The organism is Buttiauxella ferragutiae, from assembly GCF_022637515.1.
GTDB classification, from domain to species: domain Bacteria; phylum Pseudomonadota; class Gammaproteobacteria; order Enterobacterales; family Enterobacteriaceae; genus Buttiauxella; species Buttiauxella ferragutiae.
The window spans coordinates 3,642,713-3,663,690 of record NZ_CP093332.1; the positions used below are offsets into that span (position 1 = coordinate 3,642,713).

Here is a 20,978-nt window from a genome sequence, read left to right on the forward strand (position 1 = left end):
CATGGTTGTAACAAACAATAATCGGGTAGGTGCCATTATATACCTCGCCCGGAATTCAATTTTTTGAAATGCAGAGGTGGTTATGTTTAGGAAATTAGCGGCAGAATTTTTTGGTACGTTTTGGTTAGTATTTGGTGGCTGTGGGAGTGCGGTACTGGCGGCGGCTTATCCGCAATTAGGAATAGGTTTTGCTGGGGTTGCATTAGCTTTTGGCTTAACCGTATTAACGATGGCTTATGCTGTCGGTCATATTTCCGGCGGTCACTTTAACCCTGCTGTTACTCTGGGTTTATGGGCCGGCGGTCGTTTCCCTGCCAAAGAAGTCATTGGCTATCTTGTTGCGCAAGTTATTGGCGGCATCGTGGCTGCCGGTATTCTCTATTTAATTGCCAGCGGTAAAAGTGGTTTTGATGCGGCGGCTAGTGGCTTTGCTTCAAATGGCTATGGCGAACATTCGCCAGACCATTATTCCATGCTGTCAGCAATCATTATTGAAATCGTATTAACCTGCGGCTTCTTGATTGTTATTCATGGCGCAACAGATAAATTTGCTCCCGCCGGTTTTGCACCGATTGCTATCGGCCTGGCACTGACGTTGATTCACTTGATCAGCATTCCAGTGACTAATACTTCTGTGAACCCAGCGCGTAGTACTGCGGTGGCTATCTTCCAGGGGGGTTGGGCCTTACAACAGCTGTGGTTATTCTGGGTGATGCCAATTATTGGCGGTATCCTGGGCGGCGTTATCTACCGCACATTGCTGGAAAAACGTCACTAATTGACTCGCGTAGGGCGGATTCTTCTGCCCTACGCCAAAAGCTTTATCCCGCCGCATGTAATCTGCATAAAAAACCTCTTTTTTCGTAGCTTTACTCATTCCCTTTCTTTGGGTAGTGTGACATACGCCGTTACTTTTTTTGCAAGGATTGTCCGCACCATGTTTTCGGGATTGTTAATTATCTTAGTACCGCTGATCGTCGGTTATCTCATTCCATTAAAACAAACCAGTCTGCTCAAGCTTATTAATCGCCTGCTGAGCTGGATTGTTTATGTCATTCTATTTTTCATGGGCATCAGCCTCGCATTTCTCGATAACCTGGCCAGTAACCTGCTGGCGATATTTCAATATGCCGCGGTTAGCGTTGTGGTGTTATTGCTTTGCAATGCGGCAGCGTTGCTGTGGCTTGAGCGCTCTATGCCATGGCGACACAATCATGAACAAGAAAAGCTTCCTTCGCGCATAGCGATGGCGCTGGAATCTCTCAAACTGTGCGGCGTGGTGATTGCAGGATTTGCACTCGGTCTAACGGCATGGCCGATTCTGCAACACGCTACAGACGCCAGTGAATACACGCTAATCTTCCTGTTATTACTGGTGGGGATTCAACTGCGTAATAGCGGCATGACCTTAAAGCAGATCGTATTAAATCGCCGCGGCATGATTGTCGCCGTTGTTGTGGTGCTCAGCTCAATGGCGGGCGGCGTCATCAACGCCTTTATTCTCGACCTGCCAATCAAAACCGGCTTAGCCATGGCGTCAGGCTTCGGCTGGTATTCACTTTCCGGTATTTTGATGACGGAATCTTATGGCCCGGTGATCGGCAGCGCGGCGTTCTTCAACGACCTGGCGCGGGAACTGATTGCCATCATGTTGATTCCCGGTCTGGTGCGCCGCAGTCGTTCAACCGCTCTCGGGTTGTCCGGCGCAACATCAATGGATTTCACACTCCCGGTACTGCAACGCAGTGGCGGTCTGGAAATTGTCCCGGCGGCGATTGTTCACGGCTTTATCCTCAGCTTACTGACTCCGCTATTAATGGCTTTTTTCGCCTCCTGATACCTCATTGGCGGTAGGTTCCTGCCGCCAAAATTGCGCTAAATCAATCTCCTTTTAAGTTGCATTAAAAATACCTTTTCCCGGTGCAGTACTGAGCATAACCTTAAAGATGTATATCAAATATAACTTTAAAAGGTACGATTATGTTTTGTGTGCAATGTGAACAAACAATCCGCACCCCGGCAGGCAACGGCTGCTCTTACGCTCAGGGGATGTGTGGCAAAACGGCTGAAACTTCTGATCTCCAGGATCTGCTGATTGCTGCATTACAGGGGCTGTCTGCATGGGCGATTGCCGCACGTGAAGCCGGCATTATCGACCATGACATCGACAACTTTGCGCCACGCGCTTTCTTCTCAACCCTCACTAACGTTAACTTCGACTCGCCACGCATTGTCGGTTACGCGCAAGAAGCCATCGCGCTGCGCGAAAGCCTGAAAGCACGCACTCTGGCGATTAACCCAAACACCACCGTCACTAACCCAATGGCTGAACTGCAACTGGTCAGCAGCGATTTGGGCGACCTGCAACGCCAGGCGGCAGAATTCGCGCCAAACCGTGATAAAGCAGAAATCGGTGAAGATATTCTTGGTCTGCGCCTGTTATGCCTGTACGGCCTGAAAGGCGCCGCAGCGTACATGGAACACGCCCACGTACTCGGTCAGTACGACAACGACATCTACGCGCAGTACCATAAAATTATGGCGTGGCTCGGCACCTGGCCTGCAGATATGGGCGCACTGCTGGAATGCTCGATGGAAATCGGCCAGATGAACTTCAAAGTGATGAGCATTCTGGATCACGGTGAAACCGAAAAATACGGCCATCCGACCCCATCGCAAGTGAATGTCCGTCCGGTTGCAGGCAAATGTATTTTGATCTCCGGCCACGACCTGAAAGATCTCTACAACCTGCTGGAACAGACTGAAGGCACAGGCGTAAACGTCTACACCCATGGCGAAATGCTGCCAGCACACGGTTATCCGGAACTGCGTAAATTCAAGCATATGGTCGGTAACTACGGCAGCGGCTGGCAGAATCAACAGAGCGAATTTGCCCGTTTCCCTGGCCCAATAGTGATGACTTCCAACTGCATCATTAACCCAGAAGTCGGCTCTTATACCGACCGCATCTGGACACGCAGCATCGTTGGCTGGCCGGGCGTTAGTCACCTTGAAGGCGATGATTTCACCTCAGTGATTACCCAGGCGCAACAAATGGCGGGCTTCCCGTACAGCGAAATCGAACATCTGATCACTGTCGGCTTTGGTCGTCAGACTCTGCTGGGTGCTGCCGATACACTGATTGATTTGGTCAGCCGCGAAAAACTGCGCCACATCTTCCTGGTCGGCGGTTGTGACGGCGAGCGCGGCGAACGTAGCTACTTCACCGACTTCGCCACCAGCGTGCCGAAAGATTGCCTGATTCTGACCCTTGCCTGCGGTAAATATCGTTTTAACAAACTGGACTTCGGTGACATCGAAGGCTTGCCGCGCCTGGTAGATGCCGGTCAATGTAACGATGCTTATTCGGCGATTATTCTTGCTGTCACCCTCGCAGAAAAACTCGGCTGTGGCGTCAACGATTTGCCGTTAAGCCTGGTTCTGTCCTGGTTTGAGCAAAAAGCGATTGTCATCCTTCTTACCCTGCTGTCGCTGGGCGTGACAAACATCGTCACCGGCCCGACCGCTCCAGGCTTCCTGACGCCAAATCTGTTAGCTGTTCTGAACGAGAAGTTTGGCCTGCGTGCCATTACCACCGTTGAGCAAGATATTGAACAGCTGATGAGCGCATAAGGAGCAACCATGACTATGCCAACGCCACTGTGCCCGCATCGTATGCAGGTGCACCATATTCACCAGGAAACGCCGGATGTCTGGACGCTGTCGCTGATTAATCACGACTTTTATCCCTACAAGGCCGGGCAATATGCGCTGGTGAGTATTCGTAATAGTGACGAAACACTACGCGCTTACACGATTTCTTCGACACCAGGAATCAGCCCGTTCATTACGTTGACTATCCGTGGCATCGAGAATGGCGTTGGCTCTCAATGGCTGACAAAACAAGTGAAGGTCGGTGATTACCTGTGGCTGTCAGAAGGCCAGGGGGAATTTACCTGCGAAGAGCTGGCTGCCGAACGTTTCCTGTTATTAGCGGCAGGTTGTGGCGTAACGCCAATTATGGCGATGCGCCGCTGGTTAGCAAAACATCGCCCACAAGCCGATGTACAGGTTATTTATAACGTCCGCTCACCGGAAGACGTCATCTTTGCGCAGGAGTGGCGTAATTATCAGGTGACGCTGGTTGCTGAGAATAATGCGACGCATGGTTTTATCGCTGGACGCCTGACGCATAACATTCTGGCTAGCGTTCCGGACATTGCCTCGCGTACTGTCATGACCTGCGGCCCTGCGCCTTATATGGAAATGGTTGAGAAAGAAGTCAAAGCATTGGGCGTGAGTGAATTTTATTCGGAGAAATTCTTCACCCCCGTCGCAGCACCCGTCGATAACGGTTTGAAGTTCACCACTTTAAAGCCGCTGCGTGAGTTCTACGCACCAGTCGGCAGCACCTTGCTGGCCGCGCTGGAAAGCAACAGTGTTCCGGTCAATGCCGCGTGCCGTGCAGGAGTTTGTGGAAGTTGCAAAACCCGAGTCGAATCCGGTGATTACACGGTCAGCAGCACGATGACGCTGACCGACACTGACATTGCTAATGGTTATGTGCTGGCCTGCTGTTGCCATCCGCAAGGTGATTTAGTTCTCGCTTGAACCCACTAGTGCCACTCTGATTTTGAGTGGCACTTTCTGCTCCGTATCTTCTGTTTCCTTGACTAAGCTTGTTTACGTTAACTGAATCGTGACAAGGAGCAGTAATGAAACAGACAGTAGCCGCTTATCTGGCAAAAACTCTCGAAAGCGCAGGTGTTAAACGTATCTGGGGTGTCACTGGCGATTCCCTCAATGGCCTGAGTGACAGCCTGAACCGCATGGGCACTATCCAGTGGATGCCCACCCGCCATGAAGAAGTCGCGGCGTTTGCCGCAGGCGCGGAAGCGCATCTTTCCGGCGAACTGGCGGTTTGTGCTGGTTCGTGCGGGCCTGGTAACTTGCATTTAATCAATGGCCTGTTTGACTGCCACCGCAACCGCGTTCCAGTGCTGGCGATTGCCGCACATATTCCGTCGAGTGAAATTGGCAGCGGTTATTTCCAGGAAACCCATCCCGAAGAGTTGTTCCGCGAATGCAGCCACTATTGCGAGCTGGTGTCATCCCCGGAACAAATTCCCCAGGTACTGGCGATTGCGATGCGCAAAGCGGTGCTTAATCGTGGCGTGTCAGTCATAGTTTTACCGGGCGACGTGGCGTTAAAACCCGCGCCAGAAACCGCCAGCACGCACTGGTATTCCGCGCCACAACCGGTCGTCATTCCGGCACACGAAGAGCTTAAAAAGCTTGCTCAATTACTGCGCTATAACGACAACATCGCTCTGATGTGCGGTAGCGGTTGTGCCGGTGCGCATGAAGAATTAGTGCAGTTTGCCGCCACCCTTAAAGCGCCGATTGTTCACGCGCTACGCGGCAAGGAGCATGTTGAGTATGACAACCCTTATGATGTCGGTATGACCGGCTTAATCGGCTTCTCGTCCGGGTTCCATACCATGATGAATGCCGACACGCTGATCTTGCTTGGCACCCAATTCCCGTATCGCGCGTTCTACCCGACGGACGCGAAAATTATTCAAATAGACATCAACCCTGGCAGTATCGGCGCTCACAGTAAAGTGGACATGGCGTTAATTGGCGATGTTAAAGCGACGCTTGCGGCACTGCTTCCACTTCTGGAAGAAAAAACCGACCGCAGCTTCCTCGATAAAGCGCTGGATAACTATCGCGAAGCCCGTGAAAGCCTCGATGAACTGGCACAAGCTGGCGATGGCAACGTTATCCATCCGCAATATGTCGCCCAGCAAATCAGCCACTTTGCCGACGAAGACGCCATTTTTACTTGTGATGTTGGCACGCCAACGGTCTGGGCTGCGCGCTATCTGAAAATGAACGGCCAACGCCGCCTGTTAGGTTCTTTCACTCACGGTTCAATGGCCAACGCCATGCCGCAAGCGCTTGGCGCAAAAGCCACTGCACCAAACCGACAGGTTGTCGCGATGTGTGGCGACGGCGGTTTCAGCATGTTGATGGGCGATTTTCTCTCGGTCGTGCAAATGAAGTTGCCGATCAAAATTGTGGTGTTTAACAACAGCGTGCTGGGTTTTGTGGCGATGGAAATGAAAGCAGGCGGCTATCTGACTGACGGAACCGAGCTGCATGCCACTAATTTTGCCAATATCGCCAACGCCTGCGGAATCACGGGTATTCGGGTTGAAAAAGCCGAGGAGCTGGATAACGCGTTGCAGCGTGCTTTTAGCATTGACGGCCCCGTTCTGGTGGACGTGGTAGTGGCGAAAGAGGAGCTGGCGATCCCACCGCAAATCAAGCTTGAGCAGGCCAAAGGATTCAGCCTTTACATGCTGCGTGCGATTATCAGCGGACGCGGTGATGAAGTTATCGAACTGGCGAAAACCAACTGGTTCCGGTAAAACATTCCTTTAATTGAGGATAATAATAAGGATCGACCGTGATTGACTTGCGCAGCGACACCGTAACCCGCCCGAGCGAAGAAATGCTCAAACGTATGATGGCAGCCCCAACGGGCGATGACGTTTATGGTGATGACCCTACGGTCAACGAACTACAAGATTACGCCGCCAAACTTAGCGGCAAAGAAGCGGCGCTATTTCTGCCAACCGGCACCCAGGCAAACCTGGTGGCGCTGTTGAGCCATTGCGAACGTGGCGAAGAGTATATTGTTGGGCAACTGGCGCACAATTACCTCTACGAAGCCGGTGGCGCTGCGGTGTTAGGCAGTATTCAGCCGCAGCCTATTGATGCTAATCCAGATGGTTCACTGCCGCTTGATAAAGTCGCCGCGAAGATTAAACCAGACGATATCCACTTTGCGCGCACCAAACTGCTCAGCCTCGAAAATACCCATAACGGCAAAGTTCTGCCGCGTGAGTATCTGAAGCAGGCCTGGGAATTTAGCCGCAACCATAATCTGGCTTTGCACGTTGACGGCGCGCGTATCTTTAACGCCGTGGTGGAATATGGCTGCACGCTGGAAGAAGTGGTGCGCTACTGCGACACCTTCACGATTTGCCTCTCAAAAGGCCTCGCCACGCCGGTTGGTTCTTTGTTAGTCGGCAGCCACGAATACATCAAACGTGCGACGCGCTGGCGCAAAATGGTCGGCGGCGGTATGCGTCAGGCCGGTATTCTGGCAGCCGCAGGTTTGTACGCTCTTGAGAATAACGTGCAGCGCCTGAAAGAAGACCACGACAACGCGCACTGGCTGGCGGGTGAATTACGTGAAATTGGCGTCGATGTGACCCGTCAGGACACCAATATGGTGTTTGCGCGTGTTCCGGTTGAGCAGGCTGAAAGCCTTGGCAAGTTCATGAAAGAACGCGGTGTTCTGATGAGCGCAGGGCCAATCACTCGTCTGGTCGTGCACCTTGATGTGAATCGCCAACAACTGGCTGAAGTGGTTGCCCACTGGCAGGCATTTTTACAGCGCTAAGTGAGGGTTCAGGGACGATGACACAGCCACAAAATATTCTGGTGCTCGGCGCAAGCGGCTATATAGGGCAGCATTTGGTGCCGCAACTTGCCCTGGCAGGGCATCATGTTACCGCCGCCGCAAGGCGGGTTGAGTGGCTGGAAAAACAACCCTGGGATTCGGTCGTCTGCCGCCATGTCGATTTGCAATGGCCGGAGACCCTCCCCGCGCTGCTGGAAGATGTCGATACGCTCTATTATCTGGTGCATAGCATGGGTGACGGAGCGGATTTCGTGGCCCATGAACGCCAGACAGCGCTCAACTTGCGCGATGCACTGCGCGCGCATCCGGTAAAACAGCTGATATTTCTCAGCTCGCTGCAAGCTCCGGAAGGTGATGGTGATTCTGAGCACCTGCGTGCTCGCCAGCTTACCGCCGATATTTTACGTGATGCTGGCGTACCGGTAACTGAAGTCCGTGCGGGGATCATTGTCGGCGCGGGTTCCGCCGCTTTTGAAGTGATGCGCGATATGGTTTACAACCTACCGGTGCTCACTCCGCCACGCTGGGTTCGCTCACGTACTACGCCTATCGCTCTTGAGAATTTACTGCATTATTTAGTCGAACTACTGAAGCATCCTTCACAGGAAAACCGTGTCTTTGAAGCCGCTGGCCCTGAAGTATTGAGCTACCAACAACAATTCGAGCGCTTTATGGCGATTAGCGGCAAACGCCGCCCGTTGATCCCGATTCCACTGCCGACCAGTTGGATCTCAGTGTGGTTCCTGAACATGATCACCTCCGTGCCGCCGACCATTGCCAAGGCGCTGATCCAGGGGTTAAAACACGATCTTCTGGCGGACGATCGCGAATTACGCGCGTTGATCCCGCAACAACTCCTGAATTTTGATGATGCAGTGCGCATCACGCTTGAAGACGAAAATAAACTCGCGAATTCACAAGACTGGGGATACGACGCACAGGCCTTTGCCCGCTGGCGTCCCGAGTATGGCTACTTCCCGAAGCAAGCAGGTTGTACGCTAAATACCACGGCTGAACTGGCAGATTTATGGCAAGTAGTGAATCAGATTGGCGGCAAAGAGGGTTATTTCTTCGGCAATATTCTGTGGAAAACCCGCGGCTACATGGATTTGTTAGTCGGGCATAAACTGGCAAAAGGCCGTCCGCCACGCGACATGCTCGAAGTCGGTGATCAAGTTGATAGCTGGAAAGTGATTATTGTTGAGCCGCAAAAAGAGCTGACGCTGTTATTTGGGATGAAAGCGCCAGGGCTTGGGAGGCTTTCATTCACCTTACGCGACCACGGCAAGCATCGTTCGCTTGATGTGCGCGCATGGTGGCATCCGCACGGAACAGCCGGTTTGTTCTACTGGTTGGTGATGATCCCCGCGCATCTGTTTATTTTCCGTGGTATGGCCAGACGGATTTGTCAACTTTCCGAACAATTGTCACATAAAGTCCGTTAAGTTCTCCTAATCTTTGGTATTCCCATTGCAAGCGCTGCCATTTCACGGAAAAATGCGCAGCGTAAATCTCAATTATCATGAGTTGGTTGACATGAAGGTACTGGTAACGGGCGCCACCAGCGGCTTAGGCCGAAACGCGGTCGAGTTTCTTTGCGCTAAAGGCATCAGCGTTCGGGCTACCGGGCGCAATGAAGCCATGGGTAAACTGCTGGAAAAAATGGGTGCAGAGTTTATTCACGCTGACCTTACCGAATTGGTTTCCTCGCAGGCCAAGGTAATGCTGGCTGATGTCGATACGCTTTGGCATTGCTCGAGCTTCACCTCACCGTGGGGGACTCAGCAAGCGTTCGATCTGGCTAACGTCCGTGCCACTCGTCGCTTAGGTGAATGGGCCGTTGCCTGGGGTGTACGTAACTTCGTGCATATTTCCTCGCCGTCGCTCTACTTTGATTACCACCACCATCGCAATATCAGCGAAGAATTTCGCCCTGTCCGCTTTGCTAACGAATTTGCCCGCAGTAAAGCCGCCAGTGAAGAAGTGATTCAGCTGTTAGCGCAATCAAACCCGCACACACGCTTCACCATTTTGCGCCCACAAAGTTTGTTTGGCCCGCATGACAAAGTCTTTTTCCCACGCCTGGTGCATATGATGCGCCACTACGGCAGCGTTTTGTTGCCACGCGGCGGCGATGCGATGGTGGATATGACTTATCTTGAGAATGCGGTGCATGCGATGTGGCTCGCCTCTCAGCGTTGCGAATCGTTACCCTCGGGGCGCGCGTATAACATCACCAATATGGAAGCTCGCCCGTTGCGCGTTATCGTGCAAAAGCTGATTGATGACTTAGAGATTAAGTGCCGCATTCGCTCTGTTCCGTATCCAATGCTGGATATTATCGCTCGCAGCATGGAGCGTTTTGGCGACAAATCCGCCAAGGAACCTGCACTAACGCATTATGGTGTATCGAAACTTAATTTTGATTTAACGCTGGATACCACACGTGCAGAAACAGAATTGGGTTATCAGCCGATTGTGACGTTAGATGAAGGCATTCGGCGTACCGCGCTGTGGTTACGCGATCACGGTCAAATATCAAAAAAATAAGTAATATCAAAGAAAATTGATTTAAGGATTTAGCATGGATTGTAGTCGCATAACACTAAGCATTATAATTCCATGCTATAACTCATCTGAGTATATTTCCGAATGCTTGCTTTCTGTCCTACCGTTTATTGATGAAAACATTGAAGTCATCGTGATAAACGACGGTTCTACAGATAATAGTCTGGATATCATTACAGACACTGTTCAACAATATCCTGGTAAAAACATTAAAGTTATAACCCAGGAAAATGCGGGACTTTCTGCATCAAGAAATAAAGGGATACATGTAGCGCAAGGCAAATACATATCCCTGTTAGACTCAGATGATTTTTACCATAGTGACTTCTGGTCAGAGATTTTACCCGTCCTCAACGATTCTACAGTTGATATTATTGAGTTTAATGCAGAGCAGTTTGAGCATGAAACCAGCAATATTGTCGAGCATATCGACTGTGCAGTTTTTACCAGGAAAAATCAGATATGTTCAATCAATCAGCTCAAGCCAGCATTTCAGCGTTGTAAGTGGTATCCATGGGCCAGGGTTTACAAAACCTCGCTGTTTTTGGATAACAACGTGGAGTTCCCGACTGGAAGACTATATGAAGACATGAGTACTATCCCTGCTCTATATTTAAACAGTAAATGTATTTATGGTATTAGCAAATCCCTCATCTGGTATCGTTTCCATAAAAAAAGCATTACACAAACCTTCAGACAAAAAGATCTTTTAGATTTAGTATATGTTGTCTGCGCCCTTGCAAAAATGGCGCAAGACAAACCTGATACATTAGAGATTTTATTCCCTACTGTTCAACGCGTTTTCAATTTTATAAAATATACCATTATAAAAAATAAAAACTCAAAACTCCCCGTTAAAGAACAGTTGAAGTTAAGAACCGCTCTAATGACGTTTATAGGTGAGTTCAGGCTTTCCAGAAAAATGCAGATAATTATTCTGCCGCTATATCTGAGTACAATTGTGAGAATGAGGAAAAAATAAATTACCGCTGCGAAAACTTTTGCATCGGTAATTAGACTCGCTAATTCAAGTGGTAGAAAGGCAGGTTTACCCCTGCCCGTACTTCTCAAGTAACGCTTCTGCAATTGCCTCCGTTTGCGCATCCGGCTGGCCAGAATATTCTTTTGGACGGAAGTGCATCTGGAAAGCCTGAATCACTCTCTTTTGCTGCTCCGACGTCATTTCAGGCGTCACCTGATAACCATAACGCGATAGCAAATCAAGCAAACCTCGTTTATCCACCGGTTGGTACGGACCACGGCCATTCAGATAAAAGGCAACTCTGTTAGCATCCGGCCAGGCACCCACACCCTGCTGTGCCAGTTGCTGCCACGGGAATAACGGGCCAGGATCAACTTTACGCTGCGGGGCAATATCCGCATGTGCGACCACGTTTTGCGGCTGGATTTGATAGCGAGCGATAATCACTTTCGCCAGTTTCTCCAGCACCGAGATCTGCGGCGCATTGAACGGATAGAACTGCTTTGCGCGGCCCTGGCGCGTGAAACCTTTATTCTCCAGTTCAATACCAATCGAGGTGTCATTAATGCGGGTGGCACCACGCCAGAAACTTACCCCGGCATGCCACGCCAGTTCACTTTCAGGCACCAGTTGCCAGATAACCGGTTTGCCGCCGGATGTCGGTGGCGTATCGGGTATCAAGTAGTGAGAACTGACATTTTGGTCAGTCAACGTGGATAACGAACCGGCAAAATCATCGGCGGTGTAGTGAATAACCAACACTTTCACACGTGGATAAGCTGCCCGCGCAGTGTGGCTGGTGTCGACTTTAAAATCGCCTTTATCAACAACGGTTTTATCGGCAACTTGAGGTTTGCTGGCACACCCCGCCAGCAAAATCGCGATTAAAAATGTGGCTAGACGGCCTTTCATCGTTGCGTTTTCACCGCAGTACCGGTGACGCTCACCATCAGCATGCTCCCTTCTTTTCCCACGGTTTCGTAGTCAATATCGATACCGACCACGGCATTAGCGCCCAAACTTTCTGCTTGTTCCTGCAATTCTCTAAACGCGATTTCACGCGCTTTACGCAACTCTTTTTCGTATGCACCGGAACGGCCACCGACGATATCGCGGACTCCAGCGAAAAAGTCGCGAAAAATATTGGCGCCCAGAATCGCCTCCCCTGTCACCACGCCACAATACTCTGTGATGCTCTGCCCTTCGAGCGTAGGGGTCGTTGTAAACTGCATAAGCTTCTCCTCTCTTTGGATCAATATCTTAGCGTAGAACCTGCCACGCATTTTGACAGCGATACGCTATGCTAAGTTAGTCCTCCTGAGAAAATAAGGAAATAAAAATGCGCAGCTCAGTTTTGGTTCTTCTTCCGTGCGCGATGTTCCTCACGGCCTGTACTACCCCCGTAACACCCGCGTTTAAAGATATTGGTACCCGCAACGGCCCTTGTATTGAAGGTGGCCCGGATAGCGTGGCACAGAAATTTTACGACTATCAAATAAGCCATAAAACTCAGGGCAGCAGCGCCATTACCGGCTTGCGTCCGTATCTGAGTGATGACCTTGCTGCACAAATGCAAAAAGCCAGCGCTTCGCCAAATGCACAAAATGAGTTTATGCGCAGCAACATGTTTACCAGCAACGCAGATGGCGCAGACAGTGCAACAGTGGCTTCTTCGTCAACTATTCCTAACACCGATGCGCGCAATATCCCGCTACGAGTGGACCTCACAAAAGGCAGTCAAAGCTGGCAAGATGAGGTGCTGATGATTCGTGCAGGCCAGTGCTGGGCGGTCGATGACGTGCGTTATCTCGGGATAAACAGCCATGCGCCTTCTGGCAGCCTGCGTCAGGCAATAGAAACCGAGTAATTTTCCCTGCGGGAGAGGTAAGGTAACCCATGTAAATAGTCTGGAATTTTCTGATAACTCCGACATTTATTCTTGCCCCCCTCCCGCCCCGCTATATTGTGCTACCTTTAAGGCGTGGGAGTAGTTATTTTTAGGTTTTAACGCACAAAGATTGCATAACTATTCTGTTAAAGGTACCCTTTGCGGCTTCAATTGCTATTCAAGTTATGCGCATGAGTATTCAACTAAACGGCATTAATTGTTTTTACGGCGCACATCAAGCGCTGTTCGATATCACCCTTAGTTGCCCACAGGGCGAAACGCTGGTGCTGCTTGGTCCAAGCGGCGCAGGCAAAAGCTCGCTTTTGCGCGTACTCAACCTGCTTGAGATGCCGCGCTCCGGGCAACTCACCATTGCAGACAACCATTTCGACTTTACAAAAGCGCCTGGCGATAAAGCCATTCGTGAGTTACGTCGCAATGTGGGCATGGTGTTCCAGCAATACAATCTTTGGCCTCACCTCACTGTGCTGCAAAACCTGATGGAAGCGCCTTGCCGCGTCCTTGGGATCAGCAAAGATGAAGCCCGCCTTCGTGCAGATAAACTGCTTGAGCGTTTACGCCTGAAACCTTACATGGACCGCTATCCTCTCCACCTTTCCGGTGGCCAGCAGCAGCGTGTCGCGATTGCCCGAGCATTGATGATGGAACCACAGATTCTGCTGTTTGATGAACCAACCGCAGCGCTGGACCCAGAAATCACCGCACAAATCGTCAGCATTATTCGTGAGTTGGCTGAAACCAACATCACTCAGGTCATCGTGACCCACGAAGTGGAAGTTGCGCGTAAAACCGCAAGCCGCGTGGTTTACATGGAAAATGGCCACATCGTTGAACAAGGTGATGCGAGTTGTTTCGCAAAACCACAGACCGAAGCGTTTAAATTCTATCTGTCACACTGATGTATCCGGGAAAATAACCATGAAAAAAGTTCTGCTTGCCACATTATTAGCCAGCCTGAGCCTTTCCGCGACGGCTGCACAAACGATTCGTTTTGCTACGGAAGCGTCTTACCCTCCGTTTGAATCTATGGATGCCAGCAATAAAATCGTTGGTTTTGATGTCGATTTAGCAAACGCACTGTGTAAAGAAATTGATGCAACCTGCACTTTCTCAAACCAGTCTTTTGACAGCCTGATCCCAAGCCTGAAATTCCGTCGTATCGACGCGGTTATGGCCGGTATGGACATCACTCCAGAGCGTGAAAAACAAGTTCTGTTCAGCACCCCTTACTACGATAACTCTGCATTGTTTATCGGCCAGAAAAGCAAAGTTGCTGATATTGCGGCGCTGAAAGGCAAGAAAGTTGGCGTACAGAACGGCACCACGCACCAGAAATTCATCATGGATAAACATCCGGAAATCACTACCGTTCCTTACGATAGCTACCAGAACGCGAAACTGGATCTGCAAAATGGCCGTATCGACGCGGTATTTGGTGACACAGCTGTCGTGACCGAATGGCTGAAAGCTGAACCAAAACTGGCCGCTATTGGCGATAAAGTAACAGACAAAGGTTACTTCGGTACCGGTCTGGGCATCGCGGTTCGTCAGGGCAACACTGATTTACAGGCTAAGTTCAACACGGCGCTGGAAAAAGTGAAGAAAGATGGGACTTATCAGACCATCTACGAAAAATGGTTCCAGAAGTAATCTGAATGAACGAAATGTTTCCTTTAGCGAGCGCCGCCGGGATGACCGTCGGCCTTGCCGTTTGTGCGCTGGCAATCGGCCTGGCTCTGGCGATGGTTTTCGCCGTATGGGAGTCTGCGAAATGGCGCCCAATTGCCTGGCTGGGTTCAGCTCTGGTAACGGTGCTGCGCGGCCTGCCTGAAATTCTGGTGGTGCTGTTTATTTATTTCGGCTCCTCACAGCTACTGCTGATCCTCTCGGATGGTTTTGTCCTCAACCTCGGTTTTGTACAAATCCCCATCCAATTACAAATTGAGAATTTCGATGTCAGCCCGTTCTTGTGCGGCGTGATTGCGCTTTCCCTGCTCTATTCGGCTTATGCTTCGCAGACTTTGCGTGGTGCACTCAAAGCCGTGCCAATTGGGCAATGGGAATCCGGTCAGGCTTTAGGTCTGTCGAAAGCTGCAATTTTCTTCCGTCTGGTGATGCCGCAAATGTGGCGTCATGCGTTACCGGGTTTAGGTAATCAGTGGTTAGTTTTACTGAAAGATACCGCACTGGTTTCGCTGATTAGCGTTAATGATTTGATGCTACAAACTAAAAGCATCGCCACCCGTACTCAGGAGCCATTTACCTGGTATGTAGTAGCGGCAGCCATCTACCTCGTGATCACACTCATTAGCCAGTACGTTCTCAAGCGTATTGACCAGCGAGCGACACGTTTTGAACGGAGGCCTGGCTGATGCTTGAGTATTTACCAGAATTGTTTAAAGGCCTGCACACCAGCCTGACTCTCACCGTGGCATCGATTGTCGTCGCACTGATTTTATCGCTGTTTTTCACCATCGTTCTGACGCTGAAAACACCAGTGCTGGTTCACTTTGTGCGTGTCTACATTACTCTGTTTACCGGTACGCCTTTGCTGGTGCAAATCTTCCTGATTTACTACGGCCCAGGTCAATTTCCGGCGATTCAGAATTACCCAGTTTTGTGGCACCTGCTTTCTGAACCGTGGTTGTGCGCATTGATTGCGCTGTCGTTGAACAGTGCAGCCTATACAACACAACTATTTTACGGTGCGATCCGCGCTATCCCTGATGGGCAGTGGCAGTCATGCGGTGCTTTGGGTATGAGCAAGAAAGACACCCTGGCGATTTTGCTGCCTTATGCATTTAAACGCGCACTTTCTTCTTACTCGAACGAAGTGGTTTTAGTGTTTAAAAGTACTTCTCTGGCGTACACCATTACGCTAATGGAAGTGATGGGGCACGGGCAACTGCTGTACGGACGCACTTACGATGTGATGGTATTCGGGGCTGCTGGTCTGGTTTATCTGGTCGTTAACGGATTACTGACGCTGCTAATGCGAGTGATAGAGCGCCGCGCATTGGCGTTCGAACGCCGTAACTAAGAGATCGTTAATGAATCATAAAGGCGGGGACTCCCCGCCTTTTTTGCACCCATATAAATATAATTATACGTTTTATTTGCATATAAATTCATTTACTGGCATGATTTTTTGACGCCGGGAAACGGTGAAAACAATAAAACACGACAGACGGGAGCAACACACATGAAGAAGTTTATTTTGGCCGCTATGTTCGCTACAGCCGCATTTAGCGTGGCCGCAGCAGATAAAATCAACTTTGGCTCTTCGGCCACTTATCCGCCATTTGAATCGCTTGATGCCAACAATCAGATTGTCGGTTTTGATATCGATTTGGCGAAAGCTTTATGCAAACAAATGCAGGCTGAATGCACATTCACAAACCACGCGTTTGACAGCCTGATCCCGTCGCTTAAATTCCGCAAATATGACGCGGTGATTTCAGGCATGGACATTACGCCTGAGCGTAGCAAACAAGTTTCCTTCACCACGCCGTACTACGCCAACTCGGCGGTTGTGATTGCCAAAAAAGGTGCGTTTAAATCTTTTGACGAACTGAAAGGCAAACGTATCGGGATGGAAAATGGCACCACACACCAGAAATATCTCCAGGAAAAACATCCTGAAATTAAAACGGTTTCTTACGATAGCTACCAGAATGCGATTATCGACCTGAAGAATGGCCGTATTGATGGGGTGTTTGGTGACACAGCAGTGGTAAATGAGTGGCTGAAAACTAACCCGCAGCTAGGCACCGTCGGTGAGCATGTGACCGACGCAGAATACTTCGGTACTGGGCTGGGTATTGCGGTGCGTCCGGATAACCAGGCGCTGTTAACTAAACTGAATACGGCACTGGCGGCAATTAAAGCTGACGGGACGTATCAGAAGATTAGTGAGCAGTGGTTCCCGCAGTAATTATTGCCCTCACCCTGCCCTCTCCCACAGGAGCTGTCTCTTATACACAACTTTGAGGGACGGTTCCTGCCAAGCCGGAGAAGGTTCCGTTCACCAGGCGACAGCGTGTTTATGTCGCGACTGAACCGGTGAACGTCTTAGGGTGGCCACCGTCGCCACCCTAAGAACCCTGACTCCCGGCAAATAAATCGCCGCAAGCGGTAAACCTCCATTTTGCCTCCGTGTCAGGGTCGGTTGCGATTCGTTCCAGACGATCGCGCCCTCCAGCCGTTCCCGACGGCTGGACCCTGCCACCTGGAGTCAAAATGGAGGCGATTTAAGCCGGACCCGAAATTCAAGGTCAAAGTCAAAAGCCAGACCGGTTTTGACCTTGTTCCCGGCTTCAGTCGCACCGTTTGCGGGAATTACAGAGATAACTGAACGCACGGGTGAACGGAAAACCTGCGAGGCTAACAGATCTTACCCTGACAAAATTGCCAGGGTGAGTTGTGTATAAGAGACATCCCACCGGAGAGGGAGAAACCAGCCAGTCCCCTCGCCTTGTGGGAGAGGGTTAGGGTGAGGGGAAAACTACCCGCGCACCAGCAGCGCTAACACCTCGTAATGTGCGGTGTGCGGGAACATATCGAACAATTGCACGCGTTCTACCCGATATCCCGCCAGCGACGCTATATCCCGCGCCATCGTCTGCGCATTGCAGCTTGAATAGATAATGTATTGCGGGGCCATGTTATTAAGGAAATAACACAACGCCTGGCCAATGCCACGCCGTGGCGGATTCACTAATACCAGGTCAGGAACATCTTGCTGTTCAGTGGCAAATTTCGTTGAATCCAGCGCCTGGAAGTGAATATCGGTTAATCCTAGTTTTTCCGCCGACTGACGTGCACAGGCAATAGCCTCAGGGGAAATTTCAATTCCGGTCAGTTTCATCTCCGGCGTTGCGCAATGCAGGCCAAACCCACCTACCCCGCAGAACAAATCCCACATATGTTTGACTGGCAACCCGTGTACCCATTCGCGTGCCGTGGCATACAAAGATGCCGCGACCGTCGGGTTTGTCTGGAAGAAACTTTGCGGGCGGATATACAGTGGCACACCGTTAAACTGCTCTTCCAGTGCCTGCTGTTCGGTTAACGGGATTTCCTGCTCGCCTTCCATAATCGCCATATGCACTGGCTGAATATTGGCGGAGATAACCTTTAATTGTGGGAGCTGTTGTTGCAACCAGGGTAATGCGGCGCGTAACTGTTCTAGTTTGGCATCGCTTCGCAGTACAAAACGCAGCATCATGCCACCGTCTAGCTGGCTTTCAGTGATAAGCAGATACTTCAGTTCACCGCGTTTACGCGCCACGTTATACGGCGTCAGCCCCGCACGCGCGATAAACGGTTTAAGTGCGGTAAACACAGCCTGGAATGAAGCCGGATAAAGCGGGCATTCGGTCAAGTCTTCAGATGTACCGTCGCGATGGAGCATTCCCAGCAACGGTTTTTCTACGCTACCGCTGACCACCATTTTGGCTTTATTGCGGAATGCGTGCTCAGGGCCGCTGACTGGTGCACACCACTTTTTCACCGCAATACCCTCCAGCAATTGCTGAAGCTCATTCATTTTGGCGGTGAGTTGCTCGGAAATCGGCTGTTCTATCCACGTACAAGAACGGCAACGATTAGCCTGATATAGCGCGCAGTACATAATTAAGCCCTAAAGAATTTGGACGCAGATTGTAACACTACGCAGTCATTGAAGTTTGAAAAAAAGCCGACTTCGCGAAGGGATAAATAACAAGAATAGCACCAAAATGTCGGGCAGTTTTTGCGTCATTAGTGAACGTAAAATCTCTCGTTTTGACTCACCTGGAATGCTAAACAACTCGGGATAGCCCCAACCGAGTGACGCCGCCCATAAATAGCTAACGGAAATAACCTGTGTGGCAAGAAATACCCAGCGTCCCCAATTACGCCCTTTCATAATGACAAATGCACAGCGTAATTCGACACACAGCATCACCAGGCTGGCGAGGAAAATCAGCGTCAGGCTCCAGGTTTGCACGCTGCGGTGAATAAAATCAAGCGCGCCACTGACCCCGAGCAAGTTGAAAACCAACATCAGATCGAGGATGCGTGTCGTTAGAATAGCAATGGCCGCCACCAGCACTAATGTGGGAGCGTTCAATTTTGCCTGTGTTTGAGTTCGTTTCCTGAAAATTTCCGCAAACCTCGTGTTCCATACGATACAGTGCCGCGTCTTCCGCGGCACTGTGGGTTTTATCAGATTTTAAGACTTTCAGCTACGCCTTGCACGTTGGATGTCGCGCAGACGCTGCTTTTCTGCTCGCGACATCAGCCACCAGGCGATTAACCCAATAAAACCAACAACGCCCAAAATGATGGATGCCAGCGCGTTGATTTCCGGGTTAACCCCCATTCTGACGCTTGAGAATACCAGCATCGGCAAGGTTGTCGCACCTGGGCCGGAAACAAAGCTCGCAATCACCAAATCATCAAGCGATAAGGTAAATGCCAACAGCCAGCCAGAAACAATCGCCGGAGCGATCATCGGAACGGTGATCACGAAGAAAACCTTCAGCGGTGTCGCGCCCAGGTCCATGGCAGCTTCTTCAATTGAGTGGTCCAGTTCCCGCAAACGGGAACTAATTACCACAGAAACATAGGCGGTACAGAACGTGACGTGTGCCAACCAAATAGTCAGCATGCCGCGGTCATTCGGCCAGCCAATGGCGTGCCCTAATGCCACAAACAGCAACAACAACGAAAGGCCGGTGATGACGTCCGGCATAACCAGCGGCGCGGTGAGCATAAAGGCAAAGCCCGTGGAGCCACGAAACTTGCCAAAGCGCACCATCACCACTGCGGCGATAGTCCCAAGGATCACCGCAGCCGTAGCGGCTGCGGCTGCAATGGTCAGGCTCAGCCCCACGGCACTCATCATTGCTGAGTCATGGAACAGCTCGACATACCAGCGCGTCGACCATCCCGCCCAGACTGTTACCAGCCTGGAGCTGTTAAAGGAGTACACCACCAGCATTAACATTGGCGCGTAGAGGAAGGTGAAGCCGATCACCAAAATCAAAATGCGCCACGGTGAGCGCACTACCGGTAGGTTGTTCATGCGTGGTCCCCCGCAGTTTTGTTCTGGTATTTGTAGAACCACATAATCGGCACAATCAGCAAGATAAGCATGGTTATCGCCACCGCTGATGCCACCGGCCAGTCGCGGTTATTAAAGAATTCTTGCCACAATACGCGGCCAATCATAATGCTATCAGGCCCGCCAAGCAGTTCAGGGATAACAAACTCGCCCACTGCCGGGATAAATACCAGCATCGAACCGGCAATAATGCCGCCTTTAGTCAGCGGCACGATTACGCTAAAGAAGGTTTTCAGCGGACGCGCGCCCAAATCTAAGGAGGCTTCAACGAGCGAGTAATCTAGCCGCGTCAGTGCGGTGTAAATCGGCAGCACCATAAATGGCAAGTAGGCATAAACGATACCGATATACACCGCAAGATTGGTATGCAGAATCACCAATGGTTGGTCGATAACGCCCAGCCACATCAGTACGTTATTGAGCACGCCGTTATTTTTCAGGATCCCCATCCACGCATACACGCGGATCAAGAACGATGTCCACGATGGCAAAATGACCAACAACAACAGAATATTACGCGTCGATGATTTGCTGTGCGCCACCGCCCATGCCAATGGGTAACCTAACAGCAGACAGAAAATGGTGGACACCCCAGCCACTTGCAACGACTGTAAATAGGCTTCCGCATATAGCGGATCATCGGTTAACTGGAGATAGTTCGCCAGATTCAGCGCGAAGGTAATCTGATCGTCAGCCCAGGTGATCAAATCGGTATACGGCGGAATCGAACGCGCTATTTCAGCAAAGCTTATCTTGAAGACAATCAAGAATGGCAGCATGAATAGCAGAATCAGCCACAAATACGGTAATGCAATCACCAGTTTGCGGCCATGGCGCATTTGCATTTTAGCCAGCCACAATTTGAAACCGCTTGCCGGTGGCTCAGCCGGGCGTTCAGTCATCGTGCTCATTT

21 protein-coding genes are annotated in these 20,978 nt (G+C 50.6%); 15 read left to right on the forward strand and 6 right to left on the reverse strand.

What is annotated here, in order from left to right:
- Nucleotides 1–82 precede the first annotated feature (82 nt).
- The 9 genes from aqpZ to MNO13_RS16875 all read left to right on the forward strand — a co-directional run bounded on the left by aqpZ (nt 83) and on the right by MNO13_RS16875 (nt 11,048).
- Nucleotides 83–778: an aquaporin Z gene (gene aqpZ / locus MNO13_RS16835; RefSeq protein ID WP_064548280.1), complete on the forward strand. Its 696-nt coding sequence runs from the start codon at nt 83–85 to the stop codon at nt 776–778.
- A 159-nt stretch (nt 779–937) separates the two neighbouring features.
- Nucleotides 938–1,837, forward strand: coding sequence for a LysO family transporter (locus MNO13_RS16840; protein WP_064548282.1), 900 nt, complete (start codon nt 938–940; stop codon nt 1,835–1,837).
- A 143-nt stretch (nt 1,838–1,980) separates the two neighbouring features.
- Nucleotides 1,981–3,633, forward strand: coding sequence for a hydroxylamine reductase (gene hcp / locus MNO13_RS16845; RefSeq protein WP_064548284.1), 1,653 nt, complete (start codon nt 1,981–1,983; stop codon nt 3,631–3,633).
- A gap of 9 nt (nt 3,634–3,642) precedes the next feature.
- Nucleotides 3,643–4,611, forward strand: coding sequence for an NADH oxidoreductase (gene hcr / locus MNO13_RS16850; protein WP_241939031.1), 969 nt, complete (start codon nt 3,643–3,645; stop codon nt 4,609–4,611).
- A 104-nt stretch (nt 4,612–4,715) separates the two neighbouring features.
- Nucleotides 4,716–6,437, forward strand: a complete 1,722-nt coding sequence (gene poxB / locus MNO13_RS16855) for a ubiquinone-dependent pyruvate dehydrogenase (protein WP_064548288.1) — start codon at nt 4,716–4,718, stop codon at nt 6,435–6,437.
- Between the two features lie 38 nt (nt 6,438–6,475).
- A complete protein-coding gene (gene ltaE, locus MNO13_RS16860) occupies nt 6,476–7,477 on the forward strand; it encodes a low-specificity L-threonine aldolase (RefSeq protein WP_064548290.1) in 1,002 nt (333 codons plus the stop codon).
- A gap of 17 nt (nt 7,478–7,494) precedes the next feature.
- Nucleotides 7,495–8,943, forward strand: a complete 1,449-nt coding sequence (locus tag MNO13_RS16865; RefSeq protein ID WP_064548292.1) for an SDR family oxidoreductase — start codon at nt 7,495–7,497, stop codon at nt 8,941–8,943.
- A gap of 91 nt (nt 8,944–9,034) precedes the next feature.
- On the forward strand, nt 9,035–10,048 hold the full coding sequence (locus MNO13_RS16870; RefSeq protein ID WP_237930119.1) for an NAD-dependent epimerase/dehydratase family protein: 1,014 nt from the start codon (nt 9,035–9,037) through the stop codon (nt 10,046–10,048).
- 34 nt (nt 10,049–10,082) lie between these two features.
- Nucleotides 10,083–11,048, forward strand: a complete 966-nt coding sequence (locus MNO13_RS16875) for a glycosyltransferase family 2 protein (protein WP_241939032.1) — start codon at nt 10,083–10,085, stop codon at nt 11,046–11,048.
- Between the two features lie 66 nt (nt 11,049–11,114).
- Here the strand turns inward: MNO13_RS16875 and MNO13_RS16880 are convergent, their stop codons facing one another.
- Nucleotides 11,115–11,960, reverse strand: a complete 846-nt coding sequence (locus MNO13_RS16880; RefSeq protein ID WP_064548294.1) for an N-acetylmuramoyl-L-alanine amidase — start codon at nt 11,958–11,960, stop codon at nt 11,115–11,117.
- Nucleotides 11,957–12,280, reverse strand: a complete 324-nt coding sequence (locus tag MNO13_RS16885; RefSeq protein ID WP_064548296.1) for a heavy metal-binding domain-containing protein — start codon at nt 12,278–12,280, stop codon at nt 11,957–11,959. The genes MNO13_RS16880 and MNO13_RS16885 overlap by 4 nt, the downstream gene beginning before the upstream one ends.
- Before the next feature lie 107 nt (nt 12,281–12,387).
- Between MNO13_RS16885 and MNO13_RS16890 the strand changes: the two genes are divergently transcribed.
- The 6 genes from MNO13_RS16890 (at nt 12,388) to artJ (ending at nt 16,891) form a co-directional block, all read left to right on the forward strand.
- Entirely contained in the window at nt 12,388–12,915 is a 528-nt protein-coding gene (locus tag MNO13_RS16890; RefSeq protein ID WP_121813970.1) for a lipoprotein, read from the forward strand.
- Nucleotides 12,916–13,127: 212 nt separating this feature from the next.
- On the forward strand, nt 13,128–13,856 hold the full coding sequence (gene artP / locus MNO13_RS16895; protein ID WP_064548321.1) for an arginine ABC transporter ATP-binding protein ArtP: 729 nt from the start codon (nt 13,128–13,130) through the stop codon (nt 13,854–13,856).
- A gap of 19 nt (nt 13,857–13,875) precedes the next feature.
- Entirely contained in the window at nt 13,876–14,607 is a 732-nt protein-coding gene (artI, locus tag MNO13_RS16900) for an arginine ABC transporter substrate-binding protein ArtI (protein ID WP_241939033.1), read from the forward strand.
- 5 nt (nt 14,608–14,612) lie between these two features.
- Nucleotides 14,613–15,329: an arginine ABC transporter permease ArtQ gene (artQ, locus tag MNO13_RS16905; protein ID WP_133522486.1), complete on the forward strand. Its 717-nt coding sequence runs from the start codon at nt 14,613–14,615 to the stop codon at nt 15,327–15,329.
- On the forward strand, nt 15,329–15,997 hold the full coding sequence (gene artM, locus MNO13_RS16910; RefSeq protein WP_064548304.1) for an arginine ABC transporter permease ArtM: 669 nt from the start codon (nt 15,329–15,331) through the stop codon (nt 15,995–15,997). Before artQ ends, artM begins: the two co-directional genes overlap by 1 nt.
- A 162-nt stretch (nt 15,998–16,159) precedes the next feature.
- Nucleotides 16,160–16,891: an arginine ABC transporter substrate-binding protein ArtJ gene (gene artJ / locus MNO13_RS16915; RefSeq protein WP_232886478.1), complete on the forward strand. Its 732-nt coding sequence runs from the start codon at nt 16,160–16,162 to the stop codon at nt 16,889–16,891.
- 570 nt (nt 16,892–17,461) lie between these two features.
- Here the strand turns inward: artJ and rlmC are convergent.
- The 4 genes from rlmC to potH form a co-directional block, all read right to left on the reverse strand.
- On the reverse strand, nt 17,462–18,589 hold the full coding sequence (gene rlmC, locus MNO13_RS16920) for a 23S rRNA (uracil(747)-C(5))-methyltransferase RlmC (protein WP_241939034.1): 1,128 nt from the start codon (nt 18,587–18,589) through the stop codon (nt 17,462–17,464).
- 45 nt (nt 18,590–18,634) lie between these two features.
- Nucleotides 18,635–19,069, reverse strand: a complete 435-nt coding sequence (locus tag MNO13_RS16925; protein WP_269811517.1) for a YbjO family protein — start codon at nt 19,067–19,069, stop codon at nt 18,635–18,637.
- Between the two features lie 111 nt (nt 19,070–19,180).
- Nucleotides 19,181–20,026 carry a putrescine ABC transporter permease PotI gene (gene potI / locus MNO13_RS16930; RefSeq protein ID WP_121813971.1) on the reverse strand — a complete coding sequence of 282 codons (846 nt, stop codon included), beginning with the start codon at nt 20,024–20,026 and terminating at the stop codon, nt 19,181–19,183.
- Nucleotides 20,023–20,976, reverse strand: a complete 954-nt coding sequence (gene potH, locus MNO13_RS16935) for a putrescine ABC transporter permease PotH (protein WP_241939035.1) — start codon at nt 20,974–20,976, stop codon at nt 20,023–20,025. Before potH ends, potI begins: the two co-directional genes overlap by 4 nt.
- Nucleotides 20,977–20,978 lie beyond the last annotated feature (2 nt).

Coding starts and splice junctions, on each gene's coding strand:
- aqpZ (WP_064548280.1), top strand. CDS start 83: ATGTTTAGGAAATTAGCGGCAGAATTTTTTGGTACGTTTTGGTTAGTA.
- MNO13_RS16840 (WP_064548282.1), top strand. CDS start 938: ATGTTTTCGGGATTGTTAATTATCTTAGTACCGCTGATCGTCGGTTAT.
- hcp (WP_064548284.1), top strand. CDS start 1,981: ATGTTTTGTGTGCAATGTGAACAAACAATCCGCACCCCGGCAGGCAAC.
- hcr (WP_241939031.1), top strand. CDS start 3,643: ATGACTATGCCAACGCCACTGTGCCCGCATCGTATGCAGGTGCACCAT.
- poxB (WP_064548288.1), top strand. CDS start 4,716: ATGAAACAGACAGTAGCCGCTTATCTGGCAAAAACTCTCGAAAGCGCA.
- MNO13_RS16865 (WP_064548292.1), top strand. CDS start 7,495: ATGACACAGCCACAAAATATTCTGGTGCTCGGCGCAAGCGGCTATATA.
- MNO13_RS16870 (WP_237930119.1), top strand. CDS start 9,035: ATGAAGGTACTGGTAACGGGCGCCACCAGCGGCTTAGGCCGAAACGCG.
- MNO13_RS16875 (WP_241939032.1), top strand. CDS start 10,083: ATGGATTGTAGTCGCATAACACTAAGCATTATAATTCCATGCTATAAC.
- MNO13_RS16880 (WP_064548294.1), bottom strand. CDS start 11,960: ATGAAAGGCCGTCTAGCCACATTTTTAATCGCGATTTTGCTGGCGGGG.
- MNO13_RS16885 (WP_064548296.1), bottom strand. CDS start 12,280: ATGCAGTTTACAACGACCCCTACGCTCGAAGGGCAGAGCATCACAGAG.
- MNO13_RS16890 (WP_121813970.1), top strand. CDS start 12,388: ATGCGCAGCTCAGTTTTGGTTCTTCTTCCGTGCGCGATGTTCCTCACG.
- artP (WP_064548321.1), top strand. CDS start 13,128: ATGAGTATTCAACTAAACGGCATTAATTGTTTTTACGGCGCACATCAA.
- artI (WP_241939033.1), top strand. CDS start 13,876: ATGAAAAAAGTTCTGCTTGCCACATTATTAGCCAGCCTGAGCCTTTCC.
- artQ (WP_133522486.1), top strand. CDS start 14,613: ATGAACGAAATGTTTCCTTTAGCGAGCGCCGCCGGGATGACCGTCGGC.
- artM (WP_064548304.1), top strand. CDS start 15,329: ATGCTTGAGTATTTACCAGAATTGTTTAAAGGCCTGCACACCAGCCTG.
- artJ (WP_232886478.1), top strand. CDS start 16,160: ATGAAGAAGTTTATTTTGGCCGCTATGTTCGCTACAGCCGCATTTAGC.
- rlmC (WP_241939034.1), bottom strand. CDS start 18,589: ATGTACTGCGCGCTATATCAGGCTAATCGTTGCCGTTCTTGTACGTGG.
- potI (WP_121813971.1), bottom strand. CDS start 20,026: ATGAACAACCTACCGGTAGTGCGCTCACCGTGGCGCATTTTGATTTTG.
- potH (WP_241939035.1), bottom strand. CDS start 20,976: ATGAGCACGATGACTGAACGCCCGGCTGAGCCACCGGCAAGCGGTTTC.